This is a genomic window from Pseudarthrobacter sp. SORGH_AS 212 (assembly GCF_030818145.1).
Taxonomy (GTDB): domain Bacteria; phylum Actinomycetota; class Actinomycetes; order Actinomycetales; family Micrococcaceae; genus Arthrobacter.
This window is the reverse complement of the sequence record NZ_JAUTAA010000001.1, coordinates 4,225,433-4,240,804: the sequence shown is the minus strand read 5'-3', so window position 1 is coordinate 4,240,804 and position 15,372 is coordinate 4,225,433. Positions and strand designations below refer to the sequence as shown.

Here is a 15,372-nt window from a genome sequence, read left to right as displayed (position 1 = left end):
TTAACGGCCGAGCGCTGCCGCCAAATACGGCGCGGTGCGGCTCCCTGCGGCCTGCGCCACGTCTTCCGGCGAGCCGCTTGCCATGATCCGCCCGCCCTGGTCCCCTCCGGACGGTCCCAGGTCAATGACCCAGTCCGCGGCGGCAACAACCGACATCTCATGTTCGACCACCACCACCGTGTTCCCCGCGTCCACGAGGCCGTGCAACTGGGCAATCAGGAGCTGGACGTCCGCCGGGTGGAGGCCCGTGGTGGGTTCGTCCAGCAGGTACAGGGTGTGCCCGCGCTGGGCGCGCTGCAGCTCGGTGGCCAGTTTGATGCGCTGGGCCTCACCGCCGGAAAGTTCCGTGGCCGGTTGTCCCAAGCGAAGGTAGCCCAGCCCCACATCCTGCAGGCATTTGAGGCTGCGGGCCGCAGCGGGGATCCCTGCCAGGAATTCTGCAGCGAGGTCCACAGTCATCCCCAGGACGTCGGCCACATTCCGGCCGAGGTACTCCACCTCCAGCGTGGCGGGGTTGAAGCGGGATCCTTCGCACTCGGGGCAGGGTCCGTAGCTCCCCGGGAGGAACAGGAGCTCCACCGCCACAAAGCCCTCGCCCTGGCACGTCTCACAACGGCCTCCCGCGACGTTGAACGAAAACCTGCCGGCGCCGAACCCCTTGGCTTTGGCGGCTTCAGTACCGGCAAACACTTTGCGGACAGCGTCGAAGAGACCCGTGTAGGTTGCCAGGTTGGAACGGGGCGTCCGGCCGATGGGTTTCTGGTCCACCGTGACCAGCCGGTCGATGTTGTTGCTCCCTTGGACAGCACCTACATGAAGCTGCTCCGCCGGCTTGTCCCGTTCCCCTGCTGTTCTGTCCGTCGTGAGTGAGGCAGCCACCACATCGCCCAGAACGCGGCCAACAAGGGTGGACTTGCCGGAGCCTGACACGCCGGTCACGGCCGTCAGGACTCCCAGGGGGAAACGGGCGTCCAGCCCTTGCAGGTTGTGCTGCCGGACATCTTCCAGCTCCACCCACCCGGCCGGTTCGCGCGGTTCACCGTTACGGGACGGAGAAGGGGGTGCGGATAGCCGTGGCGCATCGAAGAGGAACGGGCGGGTCACGGATGCTTCAACCTCGGCCAGTCCTTCCACCGGGCCGCTGTACAGCACTTCGCCGCCACCTTCTCCGGCGCGGGGGCCAACGTCCACCAGCCAGTCTGCCCTGCGGACAACGTCCATGTTGTGCTCCACCACGAAGACGGAGTTGCCGGAGGACTTCAGTTGCTCCAGAACTTCCAGCAGCGGTTCCGCGTCTGCGGGATGGAGTCCTGCTGACGGTTCGTCGAGCACATAGATCACTCCGAACAGTCCGGAGCGCAGCTGGGTGGCGATCCGGAGCCGCTGCATCTCGCCCGGCGAGAGGGTGGGGGTTCCCCGGCCCAAGGCCAGGTATCCCAGCCCTAGGTCCAGGAGGACGTTGATCCGCTGGAGCAGGTCCCGTGTGATGGTTACGGCCACTTCGTTGGACTCACCGGAACGCTGGGTGCGTGATGCTGTGCCGGCCTGTGCCAGTTCGCTGGTTGGACGGACTGTGTCCGCCAGGTCTGCCAGCGGGAGTGCGTTGAACTCCGCAATGGTCCTGCCGGCGAAGGTGACGGCCAGTGCCTCGGGAATCAGCCCGGTGCCCGAACAGCGCCGGCAGGGACCTGACTCCATGAATGCCAGGACCCGGTCCCGCATGGAGGCGCTTTGCGAGTCGGCCAGCGTATGGAGCACGTAACTCCGTGCACTCCAGAACCGGCCTTTGTATGGCTTGGCAACCCGGTCACGCTGCGGGGTTACCTCCACCACCGGTTGTTCCTCCGTAAAGAGAATCCAATCGCGGTGCTTCCTGGGCAGTTTGCGCCACGGGACGTCGACGTCGTAACCCAGGTGGGTCAGGATGTCCCGCAGGTTCTTTCCCTGCCACGCTCCGGGCCAGGCGGCAATGGCCCCCTCCCGGATGGTGAGGGACGGATCGGGGACCAGTGACTGTTCGGACACCGTGTGGGCAACTCCGAGGCCCTGGCATTCCCTGCAGGCACCTGCGGCCGTGTTGGGGGAGAAGGAGTCCGAGTCGAGCTGGCTGCTTCCCTCGGGGTAGGTGCCTGCCCGGGAAAAGAGCATGCGCACCGAGTTGGAAAGGGTGGTGACGGTTCCTACCGTGGAGCGGCTGCTCGCTGTGCCCCGGCGCTGTTGAAGGGCGACGGCGGGCGGCAGCCCGCTGATCAGCTCCACCTTCGGATTGTGGCCCTGTTGGATGAGGCGCCTGGCGTAGGGGGCCACGGACTCGAAGTAGCGGCGTTGGGCCTCGGCATAGATCGTGCCGAAGGCCAAAGACGACTTACCGGAGCCCGAGACGCCGGTGAAAGCAACGATGGCATCCCGCGGAACGTCCACGCTGACGTTGCGGAGGTTGTTTTCCCGGGCACCGCGGACACGGACAAAGCCGTCGGACTGGTGCGCCGGGGTGGTCAACTGAGAATCATCAGTGTGCTGTTCGTTCGGCATTGTTTTGACTCTAGTGGTGAAGCTGCGTGCGGGACTATTTGTCAGTGGGAAGCTGATGGGGTCTGCAAGGTCCGCTCCTTGGCCGCAGAAGTGGTTGGTGACGTGCTGGTCTGGTTACCCTCGGTTGTTGCCCGGACGTAGTCCGTCACAGTCCCGGCCGGGGGATTCCACCGCGGGCGGGCCGGGCGCCTCTTGGAGAGCCAGGATTTAATATGACAGAACTCACAGCCAAAGCGGCAGCGTGAACTGGGTGCGCCAAAAATCCAGGGCACCAAAAAAGCCCCGGAAAATCACTGATTTTCCGGGGCTTTCCCTTGTGCGCGGAGGGGGACTTGAACCCCCACCCCCTTTCGAGGACTAGCACCTCAAGCTAGCGCGTCTGCCATTCCGCCACCCGCGCAGGTGGTAATCCGGGAAGCGTCTTCCGTCTTTCAACGTTTCGCGCCTCTCCGAAGCAGCGAGAAAAACTCTAACATGACTTTCCGGGAACAACGAATCGGGCCAACTGGGTAGGCTGAGGGCATCGCTATCGCGTGTGCAAACCAGCCGATTAACCCAGCGAGGAGCCCCTATGCCTGACGTCCTGCCCGAGGATGAAGTTGTCCGGATCTGCCAGGAACTCATCCGCATTGACACGTCCAACTACGGGGACGGCTCAGGCCCCGGCGAACGGGCGGCGGCAGAGTACGTTGCAGGGCTCATTGAAGAAGTCGGGCTGGATGCCGAACTCTTCGAATCCGAGCCGGGCCGGGCCAACGTGGTCACGCGGATGGCCGGTGAGGACCCGTCAGCCAGCGCCCTCGTGGTCCACGGCCACCTCGACGTGGTGCCCGCCCTGCGCGACCAGTGGTCCGTGGACCCGTTCGGCGCCGAACTGAAGGACGGATTGATCTGGGGCCGCGGCGCCGTCGACATGAAGGACATGGACGCCATGATCCTCTCCGTCCTGCGCAGTTTTGCCCGTACAGGCACGAAGCCCAAGCGGGACATTATCTTCGCCTTCTTTGCGGACGAGGAGGCCGGCGGCGCACTCGGCGCACGGTACGCCGTGGAGAACCGTCCTGAACTTTTCGAAGGTGCCACGGAGGCCATCTCCGAAGTGGGCGGGTTCTCGGCAACCATCGGCGGCCAGCGCACATACCTCCTGCAGACTGCCGAAAAGGGAATCTCCTGGCTCCGGCTCGTTGCCCACGGCCGGGCCGGGCACGGTTCGCAGATCAACACGGACAACGCGGTGACCCGCCTGGCCGCCGCGGTAACCCGCATCGGCGAATACAAGTGGCCCATCGAACTGACGCCCACCACCCGCCAGTTCCTCGACGGCGTCACCGAACTCACGGGCGTCGATTTCGACGCCGACAATCCGGACCGGCTCCTGGACCAGTTGGGCACTGTGGCCCGCTTCGTGGGGGCGACCCTCCAGAACACCACAAACCCCACGCTCCTCAAGGGCGGCTACAAGCACAACGTCATTCCCGAGTCCGCCGAGGCCCTCATTGACTGCCGGACCCTGCCGGGCCAGGAGCAGCAGGTCCTGGAGATCGTCCGGGAACTTGCGGGCAACGGCGTGGACGTCAGCTACGTCCACAACGACGTGTCCCTGGAAGTCCCGTTCGCGGGCAACCTCGTGGACTCCATGATCGATGCACTCCACTCGGAGGATCCAGGCGCCAAGGTGCTTCCCTACACGCTTTCCGGCGGCACCGACAACAAGTCCCTCAGCAGGCTCGGCATCACCGGCTACGGCTTCGCGCCCCTGATGCTTCCGGACGACCTCGACTTCACCGGCATGTTCCACGGCGTCGACGAACGCGTCCCGGCGGATTCGCTGAAGTTTGGTGCCCGCGTCCTGAACACCCTGCTCACCAATTACTGACAGGAAATCCCATGACCCCCGAGGACGTGCTGCCGGATCCGCTCCTGGAAAAGATCCGCGGGCGTGCCGCGGACTATGACAGGAACAACGGTTTCTTCCACGAGGACCTGCGGGACCTCGCGGACGCCGGGTACCTCAAGCTGTTCGTGCCGGCGGACGACGGCGGCCTGGGCCTTGGCCTCGCGGCTGCGGCGCAGTGCCAGCGCAGGCTGGCGACGGCAGCGCCGGCCACCGCCCTGGCCATAAATATGCACCTGGTGTGGACCGGCGTCGCGCACGTCCTGAAAGCCCGCGGTGACAACTCCCTGGATTTCGTCCTGGAAGAGGCAGCCCAGGGCGAGGTCTTCGCGTTCGGGAACTCCGAAGCCGGCAATGACTCGGTGCTGTTCGACTCCCGCACCGTGGCTGCTCCCTTGCCCGGCGGGGGCTACTCGTTCACCGGCACCAAGATCTTCACCAGCCTTTCGCCCGCCTGGACACGGCTGGGAATCTTCGGCAAGGACGCAGCTGCCCGGGACGGCGCGGGAGAGCTGGTCCACGGCTTCATCACCCGCCAGGCGGAGGGGTACCGCATCCTTGACGACTGGGACACGCTGGGCATGCGGGCCAGCCAGTCCGCCACCACCGTCCTGGAGGGTGTGGAAGCCCCGGCGGACCGAATCTTCCGGAAGCTGCCTGTTGGCCCCAACGCCGACCCGCTTATCTTCGCCATCTTCGCCTGCTTCGAGACACTGCTGGCAGCCGTCTACACCGGCCTGGGGGAGCGGGCGCTGATCCTCGGCGTGGAAAACGCCAAACGCCGCACGTCATTCAAGAACAGCGGCCGCAGCTACGCGCAGGATCCGGACATCCGCTGGAAGGTGGCGGACGCCGCCATGGCGATGGATAACCTGTATCCGCAGTTGGCATCCGTCGCGGAGGATGTTGATGCGCTGGCCGAGCACGGACCGCAGTGGTTCCCTAAGCTGGTGGGGCTGAAGGTGAACGCCACGGAAACCGCCCGGCGCGTCGTGGACCTGGCCATCAGGGTCAGTGGCGGGTCCAGCTACTTCCGCGGGTCCGAGCTGGAGCGCCTCTACCGCGACGTGCTGGCCGGGATGTTCCATCCGTCCGACGACGAATCCGCCCATAACACGGTGGCAAACGCCTGGTTGGGTCCGCTGGACGGCTAACCCGTGCGGAGCCGTGCCTTAGACGGTCCTCTGGACCTGCATGACCCGGCGGCGGAGCCAGAAACGACGGCCTCCGCCCATGTAGAGCTTGCTGCGCTCCAGTTCCCACTTGCCGTATTCGGAGTGTTCCACCAGGCGGCGGCGCGCCTCAGGCAGGGACTCGTTCGGACTTACCGTCAGCACGAGGTACTCGTACTGCCTCAAATAGTCCCGTTCCCGCTGGACCGAGCTGGTGAGAAATTGTTCCTTCATTGCTCTCCATTTTCGTCCTTTTCCCGCTAACGTGAAGTCATGAGCATCGATCCGCGTGTCGCGCTTTCGTCCCTGACCACCGCTTTGGAAGAACACCTTATAGCAGCATCGAACCGCCGCGGAGACGGTGACCCCTCCGTGGAGGCAGCCTTTTTTGCAGTGGCAGATGCATTCGAAGTTTATGAAGACGCCCTCTACGAGGCCTACAACGAAGTGACCCCGCTTCAGGTCTTCGACGACGAGGACGACGAAGACGAAGACAGCGACGTGGACGACGAGGATCTGGAGATCGTCGAAGAGTAGCCGGGGCCGCCGGCCCCAACTTATGCCGCGGCGGACACGTCTTCCAGCGCCCGCGCAATCTCGGGCGGCAGCGGAGACAGCTGGGCTTCGAGGATTTCCTTGAGCTGGACAGGCGTCCGGGGACCCACAACGGCGGTGGCAACCCCATGTTGCGCCAGCAGCCATCCCAGCGCCACGTCCTGTGGCGTCCGGCCAAGGCCCTTCGCTGCGGTGCACACTGCTTCCACGGTGCGGGACGGTTTTTCCGCCAGGAACGGCTCAACGGAAGCCGACCCCCTTGCGGACGCGCCGCGTGAACCCGACGGAATGCTGCCCCGGTATTTTCCGGTGAGTACGCCCCGGCCAAGGGGTGCGCAGGCCATCAGGCCCATCCCTGCATCCTCCACGGCCGGTATGAGTTCAGCCTCGGGACTGCGGTGCAGAAAGGAGTATTCAGCCTGCGCCGCCACGAGGGGGAAGCCCGCCAGGACTGCTGCCTTCGCCGCCTGCCATCCGGTGTAGTTCGAGATGCCGGCATACCGGGCGCGGCCGCTGCGGACAGCAAACTCCAGGGCGGAAAGGGTTTCGTCCAGCGGAACGTTGCCGTCCCAGGCCTCGGCGAACCAGATGTCCACGTAGTCGGTTCCCAACCGGGCAAGGCTCGCGTCAAGGCCGGTGAGCATCGCATTCCTGGACGTGTCGACGCCGCGCCGGCCATCCGGCGTCGTCATCCCCGCCTTCGTGGAGATGGTCAGCCCGGTGCGGGAGACGACGTCGCCCAGCAGCGAACCCAGCATCGCTTCGGACCGGCCATCGGCATATGACGCCGCCGTGTCCACGTGCCGGCCGCCGGAATTAAGGAAGGTCCTCAGCAGCTCCGAGGCGTCCTGTTCGTCGGTTTCCCCGCCCCACGTCATGGTGCCGAGCGATAAGGCTGAAACCCGCAATCCACTGTTGCCGACGTAACGCTGCTGCATAGCAGCAAGCTTACGGGCAGATGCACCCATGCCCATGCCGTAGGGTCTTAGCGTGAACTGGTTTGAGGTGGCCCTGCTGGGCCTTGTGCAGGGACTGACCGAATTTCTACCGATTTCATCAAGCGCGCACCTGCGGATCGTGGGGCAGTTCCTGCCCAACGCAGAGGACCCCGGAGCAGCCTTCACGGCCATCACCCAGCTGGGCACTGAAACGGCCGTCGTTGTCTACTTCTGGCGGGACATCGTCCGCATCGTCAAGGCGTGGGCGGGTTCCCTCGCCGGAAAGGTGTCCCGGCAGGACCCGGATGCCCGGATGGGCTGGCTGGTCATCCTGGGAAGCCTTCCCATCATCGTCCTCGGGCTGCTGTTCCAGGACCAGATCGAATCGGTGCTGCGCAGCATGTGGATCGTAGCCACCATGCTGATCGTCTTCGGCCTGATCCTCGCCGTCGCCGACGCCGTCGGAAAGCAGGAACGGGACCTCACCCAGCTGACCTACAAGCACGGCATCCTTTACGGCTTTGCCCAGGCAATGGCGCTTATTCCCGGCGTTTCCCGCTCCGGCGGCACCATCACAGCCGGCCTCCTGATGGGCTACACACGCGAAGCGGCCGCCCGGTACTCCTTCCTCCTGGCCATCCCTGCTGTCTTTGGCAGCGGCCTGTACCAGCTCTACAAGGTGGTATCCAAGGACGGCATCACGGGCCCTTACGGATTGCCCGAAACGGCGTTGGCCACAGTCATCGCGTTCGTGGTGGGTTACGTCATCATTGGCTGGTTCCTGAAGTTCGTGTCCACCCGCAGCTACCGGCTGTTCGTCTGGTACCGGATCTTCCTGGGCCTGGCCCTCTACCTGCTCCTCGGTTTCGGCGTCATCAGCGCCTAGCACTAGGCTTGGTCTGTGAAATCCTGGACTTCCCGCCCCGTTCCAACCCTGCCCGGCACCATGCCTGCCATCCGCTTGTTCGACACAGCAGCAGGCCATGAGGTGGTGCTGGAGTCCGGGGACCGGCCTTCCATGTACGTCTGCGGCATCACGCCGTATGACGCCACCCATATGGGCCATGCAGCCAGCTATGTCGCCTTCGACCTGCTGAACCGCGCCTGGCGGGACGCCGGCAAGGACGTGGACTATGTCCAGAATGTTACGGACGTCGATGATCCGCTCCTGGAGCGCGCAACGGCCACCAACGTGGACTGGCGTGAGCTTGCGCAAAGCCAGATCGACCTGTTCCAGACCGACATGGAAGCACTGAACGTCCTGTCACCGGACCACTATGTTGGCGCGGTGGAGTCCATCAGCCTCATCGTTCCCGAGGTGGAACGGCTGGTCAGCCAGGGCCTTGCGTACACAGTTCCGGGAACCAACGGCGAGCCTGACGGGGACGTCTATTACGACGTCGAAGCGGCCGGAAAGCAGTCAGTGGCCCCCGAAGCGTGGAGCCTTGGTTCCATCTCGGGACTGTCCGAAAGCGAGATGCTTGAACTCTTTGCCGAACGTGGCGGGGACCCCGGCCGGTCCGGCAAGCGGCAGGCGCTGGATCCCTTGCTGTGGCGGGTGGCGCGGGACGGCGAACCCAGTTGGCCCGGTGCCAGCCTGGGTGACGGCCGCCCCGGGTGGCACATTGAGTGCACCGTGATTGCGCAGAAATACCTGCCCGCACCTTTCACCGTCCAGGGAGGCGGCTCCGACCTGATCTTCCCGCACCATGAAATGGGTGCAGGGCACGCCTACTCGCTGGCCGGGGTACCCCTCGCGAGGCATTACGCGCACGCCGGCATGGTGGGGCTGGACGGCGAAAAGATGAGCAAGTCCAAGGGCAACCTGGTACTCGTCTCCAAGCTCCGTGCAGCGGGGGAGGAACCCGCGGCCATCCGCCTGGCGATCCTGGCCCATCATTACCGGTCGGACTGGTCCTGGACGGACGAGGGATTCGCCGCAGCCAAGGCAGACCTGGCCGCCTGGCGCCGGGCACTGGATCATGCCCCGCGCGGGTCCGCGGGCCCTTTGGTGGAAGAGATGCGCGCAGCGTTGGCAGCCGATCTGGACGCTCCGGCGGCCGTCGCGGCGGTGTCGCGCTGGGCACGGCAGGCGAACGACGGCGGCGCCCCGGCCAGCGCTTCGGACCAGGCCTTGGTGAGGGACGCCGTCGACGCCCTCCTGGGCGTTCAGCTGTAGGCTTCGCGCGCCACAATTAACGGCAAAGGGGCCCGGCCTGGAGTATTCCCGCCCGGGCCCCTTTGCCGTTAATGGTCAGGGTCTGTCCTGGCCCCGCCGCTTTAGGTAACGCTCGAATTCCCTGGCGATCGACTCGCCGGTGGCCTCCGGAAGGTCGGCCGTGTCCTTGGCCTCTTCCAGTTGGCGGACGTACGCCGCGATTTCCGGGTCCTCGGTGGCCAGCTCGTCCACCCCGCGTTCCCAGGCGTCCGCTTCCTCGGCCAGCTCGTGGGTGTCCAGCGGCACCTGGAGCAGCTCCTCGATGCGGTGCAGAAGTGCCAGCTGGGCTTTGGGGGACGGCGCCTGGGCCACATAGTGCGGAACGGCGGCCCACAGCGACACGGTGGGAAGCCCGGCCAGGAGGGCCACTTCAGACAGGACGCCGACGATGCCCACAGGGCCCTCGTACTGCGACGCTTCCAGGTTCATGCGCTCCCGCAGCGGAGCATCATCCGATGACGTGCTCACCGGTATGGGCCGGCTGTGCGGAACATCGGCCAGCAATGCACCCACCAGCACCACGTAGTCCACGTTCAGGGCTTCGGCATGCACCAGCAGTTCGGCCGTGTAGGCCCGCCACTTGTAGGAGGGCTCGGTGCCCTGGACAAAGATGACGTCCACATTGGAGTTGGGCGCACTGGCCTTGTAGATCCGGGTGGAAGGCCATTTGATTTTCCGTTCCCCCGCCGCGTTCCTGCGCACCGTGGGCCGGGTGAACTGGAAGTCGTAATATTCGTCGGCGTCGATTGAGGCAACCTTCTTGCCGCCCCACAGCTTGTTGAGGTAGCGCAACGAGTCGCTTGCGGCCTCGCCGGCGTCGTTCCAGCCTTCAAAGGCGGCCAGCATCACCGTGACTCGCTGCCCCCCGGCAACTGGCTGCAGGAACCGTTCCCGCTCGGGTCCGGCACCCGTATCGGCGGTGTCTTCCTCGAAGCTATTCATTTCATCACCCTACGTCCAAGGAGTGCGGGCGTGCAGGGAATGAAGCGCCGCAACATCGGCAAACACCGGCCACAACGGGCCTTATCAGCCGGGTATTCGCCAAGGGCGTAGCCTCAGGGACCGTCCAGCATGTCCCCGTAGACTTGGGGCATGCAACTTCATGGCTCCGAATCACCGCTCAAAGCCGTCCTCTGGGACATGGACGGAACCATCGTGGACACGGAGCCATACTGGATTGCCGCCGAGCATGCGCTGGTGGAAGCCCACGGCGGCACCTGGTCCCATGAACAGGCCATGCAGTTGGTGGGGCAGTCCCTGACATTTTCCGCCGGCCTCCTGCAGAAGGCGGGGGTTGCCCTCAGCATCCGGGACATCATCGACCACCTCACCGCCGAGGTCGTCAGCAGCGTACGGCAGGAAGTGCCGTGGCGGCCCGGGGCGCGTGAACTGCTCGAAGACCTTCACCTCGCCGGCATCCGGTGCGCCCTGGTCACCATGTCCGAGGGGCCGCTGGCCCGCCAGGTGGTGGACAGCCTTCCCCGCCCATATTTCGAGGTCCTCGTAACCGGCGATACCGTCAGCCGTGGCAAGCCACACCCGGAGGCGTACCTGACCGCCGTCGAACGGCTTCGGGAAACCGACCCGCACCTGCATCCCGGACACTGCGTAGCGCTGGAGGACTCGGCACCAGGCGTGGCCGCGGCGGTTGCGTCCGGGGTCACCACAGTGGCCATTCCACACATTGTCCCGTTGCCCGAGCACTCCCATTACACGCTGTGGGACACGCTGGCCGGTCGTTCCCGCACAGACCTCGAGGAACTCCTCGCCGCCGCGGGCAAGGCAAGCCCTGCTGCCGGGTCCGCCACCGCCGTCGGGACAACGCCGTGACGGCGCCGGCGCCCGGAGAACCCGGCATGCGGGAACCGGCAACCCCTGGGGCTGCTGTACCGGGGCGCCGTGAAGGGATCCCCCTGGGCCGGATCGCCGGCGTGCCGGTGGTCCTCGCGTACTCCTGGTTCATCATCGCGGCGTTTACTGTCATCGTGTACGGGCCGGTGCTGCACCGCAACAATCCGGCCCTGGGTACGAGCGCTTACATCGTCGCATTCGCTTACGCAGTTCTCCTGCTCATATCCGTACTTGTGCATGAACTCGCTCACGCCCTGACCGCAAAGGTCTACGGCTGGCCCACACAGAAGATAGTCCTGAACCTGTGGGGTGGCCATACGCAGTTTGAGAGTTTCACCGCATCCCCGGGCCGATCGGTCCTGGTGGCACTGGCGGGACCGGCCGCCAACTTCATTCTTGCTGCCGGGGCCTGGCTGGTACTCACTGCCATGCCCATGGGCAGTGTTGCGGAAATCCTGACCAATATCTTCATGTGGGCGAACTTCCTCATCGGCGTTTTCAACGTCCTTCCGGGCCTCCCTCTGGACGGCGGCCGCCTGGTCGAGTCGGCCGTTTGGAAAGCAACCGGCAGCCAAGCGAAGGGCACGGTGGCGGCCGGTTGGGCCGGGCGAATCATCGTGGTGGCGCTGGTGGGATGGTTCATCCTCCTGCCGTTCCTTTCCGGGAGCGATCCGGATTTCAGCCTCGTGATGATCACTGTCCTTGTTTGTGGATTCCTGTGGATGGGAGCCTCGGCCTCGATCCAGCAAGGCACCCTCCGGGCGCGGCTGCCGCTGGTGACGGCCGCGGGACTTTCCACGCCGGCCATCGCGGTGCCCGCCACGGCTTCAGTCCGGGACCTCCTGGGCTACGGTGCGGCCGCCCATAAGTCGGTGGTTGTCTGCGGCCCCGACGGCCGGCCGCAGGGGGTTGTTGACCCGGCCGCCCTGGCATCCGTTCCCGAAGCAGCGGCAGGATCCACTCCGGTCACCGCCGTGTCCTTCGCACTGGCCCCTGGCGCCTACGTCCCGGAATGGTCGAAGGGGCAGGAACTTATCCAGTTCCTCGCCCAGGTTGAGGGCAAACACTACGCCGTCGTTGACCACAACGGGGCGGTGACCGGACTGCTGTCGCAGGACGCGGTCCTCGCCGCCATTACCGGGAAGAACCGCCGCACCCGCCAGGCATAAGAACCCCGGGCAGCCCTCCCGGGAGCAGCGGAGGGGCCGGAACCGGTAGAGTTACCTGCCGGTGTGCCATGCCGCCGACGCAATCACCCGGCAGCCATGCGCAGGCACCACAGGTTTACAGGAGTGAGGAACATCATGAGCAGCGAAACTGCCGTCAACGACGCCACAGCAGCAGCCGGGGCCGGTGGCGCAGCCAGCGGTTCTCAGCCCGTCGGAGCCGCGCGGCGCCGCGGACCCTTCCGTGAAGGCGAACGCGTCCAGCTGACCGACGAGCGGGGCCGGATGAACACCGTAACCCTTGAACGCGGCGGGGCCTTCCACACCCACCGGGGCTTCCTGAACCACGACGAAATCATTGGCAAGGTGGACGGTTCAGTTGTGGTGAACAACGTGGGCCAGCAGTACCAGACGCTGCGCCCCCTGCTCTCAGACTTCGTCCTGTCGATGCCGCGCGGCGCCGCCGTCGTCTACCCCAAGGACGCGGGGCAGATCGTCACCATGGCGGATATCTTCCCCGGGGCACGCGTCGTTGAGGCCGGCGTCGGCTCGGGTGCCCTCTCCATCTCCCTGCTGCGCGCCGTGGGGGACCAGGGCTACCTGCACTCCTTCGAACGCCGGGAAGAGTTTGCGGACATCGCCCGCGGCAACGTGGAGACAATCTTCGGCGGCCCGCACCCGGCCTGGCAGATCTCCCTCGGCGACTTCCAGGAAGAGGTGGTCCGCAGCGAAGCCCCCGGCTCCGTGGACCGTGTTGTCCTGGACATGCTTGCACCCTGGGAATGCCTCGACGCCGTCGCTACCGTGCTTGCCCCCGGCGGCGTCTGGATCAATTACGTCGCCACCGTCACCCAGCTCTCCCGCACGGCTGAAGCCATCCGCGCAGACGGCCGGTTCACCGAACCGGACGCCTGGGAATCAATGGTCCGCGGCTGGCACCTCGAAGGCCTTGCCGTCCGCCCGGACCACCGCATGGTGGCCCACACCGGGTTCCTGCTGGTCACCCGGCGGCTCGCCGACGGCGTGACCGGCATCTCCGTCAAACGCCGGCCGTCGAAGACTGAATTCAACGAAGAAGACGTCAACGCCTGGACCCCCGGGGCCGTGGGGGAGCGGGCCGTGTCGGACAAGAAACTCCGCCGCGCCGCCCGCGATGCGATTGCCGGGACCAACGTCAAGGACACGCCCGAGGTCACGAACTAGTCCACATTTCGGGAGTCTCCATCCCTAGCTGCCCTCTTGGGACTAATGTCTTAAGAGAAGAGCAGGAAGGGGCTGATGCATCATGGAGACACCGAACCAGGACTCCGGACGTACACCGGCAGAGCAATTTGCCGCCAATGACCTCTCGGTTGCCGACCGCCAGGTCAACATCCTCCGGGACAAACTCAGGCACATCGACCGCCAGTTGGCTGCGGCAACGCAGAACAACACCAAGCTGGTCAGCATGCTTGAAACCGCGAAGGCGGAGATCCTCCGCCTCAAGAACGCGCTGGACCAGGAGGGGCAGCCACCGTACAGCTTTGGCACCATCCTGCAGCTGAACCCGCGTCGGCAACCGGCCCCGGGCAGCAGCGGACAGGCAGCAACGGAGGAGTCTGCGGACATCTTCAACGCGGGCCGGAAGATGCGCGTCGGCCTCAGCCCCCTGGTGAACATCAACCAGCTCGCCGTGGGCCAGGAGGTCCTGCTGAACGAGGCCCTGCTCATAGTGGCGGGCCTGGGCTACGAACGTGCCGGAGAGCTGGCCACGCTCAAGGAAATGCTCGGGGCCGACCGGGCACTCGTCGTGGGCCGGGCCGACGAAGAACGCGTGGTCCGGCTCTCGGGTGTCCTGCTCGCACAAAAGCTCCGCGTGGGCGACGCCCTGTCCATCGATTCACGGACAGGGTACGCACTCGAGAAGGTGCCCCGCTCCGAGGTCGAGAACCTGGTTCTCGAAGAAGTTCCGGACATCACTTACGAGGACATTGGTGGCCTTGGCCCGCAGATCGAACAAATCCGCGACGCCGTGGAGCTGCCGTTCCTCCACCCCGACCTCTACCGTGAGCACGGGCTGAAGGCCCCCAAGGGAATCCTCCTGTACGGCCCTCCAGGCTGCGGCAAGACCCTGATCGCCAAGGCGGTGGCCAACTCGCTGGCCGCCCGCGCCGCAGAACGCTCCGGCAACGTGGACCTGAAAAGCTACTTCCTGAACATCAAGGGCCCGGAACTTCTCGACAAGTACGTGGGCGAAACCGAGCGGCACATCCGGTTGATCTTCGCCCGTGCCCGTGAGAAGGCGTCAGACGGCAGCCCGGTGGTCGTCTTCTTCGACGAGATGGATTCGCTGTTCCGGACCAGGGGCACCGGCATCTCATCCGACGTCGAGACCACCATCGTCCCGCAGCTGCTCAGCGAGATCGACGGCGTGGAACGGCTGGACAACGTGATCGTGATCGGCGCCTCCAACCGCGAGGACATGATCGATCCCGCCATCCTCAGGCCCGGCCGCCTGGACGTCAAAGTCAAGATCCACCGCCCCGACGCCGAAGCGGCTGCGGACATCTTCAACAAGTACATCACTCCGGACCTGCCGTTCCACGAGTCCGACCTTGCCGAGCACAACGGCGACGTGCAGGCCACGGTGGACGCCATGGTGCAGCGGACCGTGGAGGCCATGTACTCCACTGACAAGTCCAACGAGTTCCTCGAAGTGACCTATGCCAACGGGGACACCGAGATGCTGTACTTCAAGGACTTCAACTCCGGCGCCGTCGTCCAGAACGTGGTGGACCGTGCCAAGAAGTACGCCATCAAGGACCTGCTCACCAGCCAGCAGAAGGGGCTTCGGATCGAGCACCTGCTGCGTGCCGTGGTGGATGAGTTCCGGGAGCATGAGGACATGCCGAACACCACTAACCCTGATGACTGGGCAAGGATCTCGGGCAAGAAGGGCGAACGGATCACCTACATCCGGACGATTGTCCAGGGCAAGGCCGGGCAGGAACCCGGCAAGTCCATCGAAACCACGCCGACCACCGGACAGTATCTGTGACGGCTGCAC

13 protein-coding genes and 1 tRNA gene are annotated in these 15,372 nt (G+C 65.3%); 9 read left to right on the top strand and 5 right to left on the bottom strand.

From position 1 onward, the window contains the following. Both uvrA and QE394_RS19485 read right to left on the bottom strand, forming a co-directional pair. Window positions 1-2,532: an excinuclease ABC subunit UvrA gene (gene uvrA / locus QE394_RS19490; protein WP_349035301.1), complete on the bottom strand. Its 2,532-nt coding sequence runs from the start codon at window positions 2,530-2,532 to the stop codon at window positions 1-3. A gap of 317 nt (window positions 2,533-2,849) precedes the next feature. Further along, window positions 2,850-2,932 (bottom strand) — tRNA-Leu (locus QE394_RS19485). 171 nt (window positions 2,933-3,103) lie between these two features. Between QE394_RS19485 and QE394_RS19480 the strand changes: the two genes are divergently transcribed. Beyond that, the gene (locus QE394_RS19480; RefSeq protein ID WP_349035300.1) at window positions 3,104-4,408 is read left to right on the top strand and encodes a M20/M25/M40 family metallo-hydrolase; all 1,305 of its coding nucleotides are present in this window, start codon (window positions 3,104-3,106) and stop codon (window positions 4,406-4,408) included. 11 nt (window positions 4,409-4,419) lie between these two features. Beyond that, a complete protein-coding gene (locus QE394_RS19475; protein ID WP_261620346.1) occupies window positions 4,420-5,580 on the top strand; it encodes an acyl-CoA dehydrogenase family protein in 1,161 nt (386 codons plus the stop codon). Window positions 5,581-5,598: 18 nt separating this feature from the next. On the opposite strand, the gene QE394_RS19470 is transcribed toward QE394_RS19475, so the two are convergent. After that, window positions 5,599-5,832 (bottom strand): DUF5703 family protein, encoded by a 234-nt coding sequence (locus tag QE394_RS19470; protein ID WP_015937102.1) that lies wholly within the window; start codon window positions 5,830-5,832, stop codon window positions 5,599-5,601. A gap of 39 nt (window positions 5,833-5,871) precedes the next feature. Between QE394_RS19470 and QE394_RS19465 the strand changes: the two genes are divergently transcribed. Further along, window positions 5,872-6,135 carry a hypothetical protein gene (locus QE394_RS19465; RefSeq protein ID WP_015937103.1) on the top strand — a complete coding sequence of 88 codons (264 nt, stop codon included), beginning with the start codon at window positions 5,872-5,874 and terminating at the stop codon, window positions 6,133-6,135. 20 nt (window positions 6,136-6,155) lie between these two features. Here the strand turns inward: QE394_RS19465 and QE394_RS19460 are convergent, their stop codons facing one another. Beyond that, complete coding sequence (locus QE394_RS19460) at window positions 6,156-7,091, bottom strand: aldo/keto reductase (RefSeq protein WP_268157627.1); 936 nt, start codon at window positions 7,089-7,091, stop codon at window positions 6,156-6,158. A 52-nt stretch (window positions 7,092-7,143) separates the two neighbouring features. Here QE394_RS19460 and QE394_RS19455 point away from each other — a divergent pair, with 52 nt between their 5' ends. Together QE394_RS19455 and mshC are read left to right on the top strand one after the other, a co-directional pair. Further along, entirely contained in the window at window positions 7,144-7,977 is an 834-nt protein-coding gene (locus tag QE394_RS19455) for an undecaprenyl-diphosphate phosphatase (RefSeq protein ID WP_015937105.1), read from the top strand. Between the two features lie 15 nt (window positions 7,978-7,992). After that, window positions 7,993-9,270 carry a cysteine--1-D-myo-inosityl 2-amino-2-deoxy-alpha-D-glucopyranoside ligase gene (mshC, locus tag QE394_RS19450; RefSeq protein WP_268157626.1) on the top strand — a complete coding sequence of 426 codons (1,278 nt, stop codon included), beginning with the start codon at window positions 7,993-7,995 and terminating at the stop codon, window positions 9,268-9,270. Window positions 9,271-9,345: 75 nt separating this feature from the next. Here the strand turns inward: mshC and QE394_RS19445 are convergent, their stop codons facing one another. Continuing rightward, window positions 9,346-10,251 carry a PAC2 family protein gene (locus QE394_RS19445; protein ID WP_056079185.1) on the bottom strand — a complete coding sequence of 302 codons (906 nt, stop codon included), beginning with the start codon at window positions 10,249-10,251 and terminating at the stop codon, window positions 9,346-9,348. Between the two features lie 150 nt (window positions 10,252-10,401). Between QE394_RS19445 and QE394_RS19440 the strand changes: the two genes are divergently transcribed. The 4 genes from QE394_RS19440 (at window position 10,402) to arc (ending at window position 15,363) form a co-directional block, all read left to right on the top strand. After that, window positions 10,402-11,139 carry an HAD family phosphatase gene (locus QE394_RS19440; protein WP_349035299.1) on the top strand — a complete coding sequence of 246 codons (738 nt, stop codon included), beginning with the start codon at window positions 10,402-10,404 and terminating at the stop codon, window positions 11,137-11,139. Between the two features lie 26 nt (window positions 11,140-11,165). After that, a complete protein-coding gene (locus QE394_RS19435; RefSeq protein ID WP_261620343.1) occupies window positions 11,166-12,329 on the top strand; it encodes a site-2 protease family protein in 1,164 nt (387 codons plus the stop codon). A 135-nt stretch (window positions 12,330-12,464) separates the two neighbouring features. Continuing rightward, window positions 12,465-13,529 (top strand): tRNA (adenine-N1)-methyltransferase, encoded by a 1,065-nt coding sequence (locus QE394_RS19430; protein WP_056079195.1) that lies wholly within the window; start codon window positions 12,465-12,467, stop codon window positions 13,527-13,529. Window positions 13,530-13,611: 82 nt separating this feature from the next. Further along, window positions 13,612-15,363, top strand: coding sequence for a proteasome ATPase (arc, locus tag QE394_RS19425; protein ID WP_056079198.1), 1,752 nt, complete (start codon window positions 13,612-13,614; stop codon window positions 15,361-15,363). Window positions 15,364-15,372: the final 9 nt, after the last annotated feature.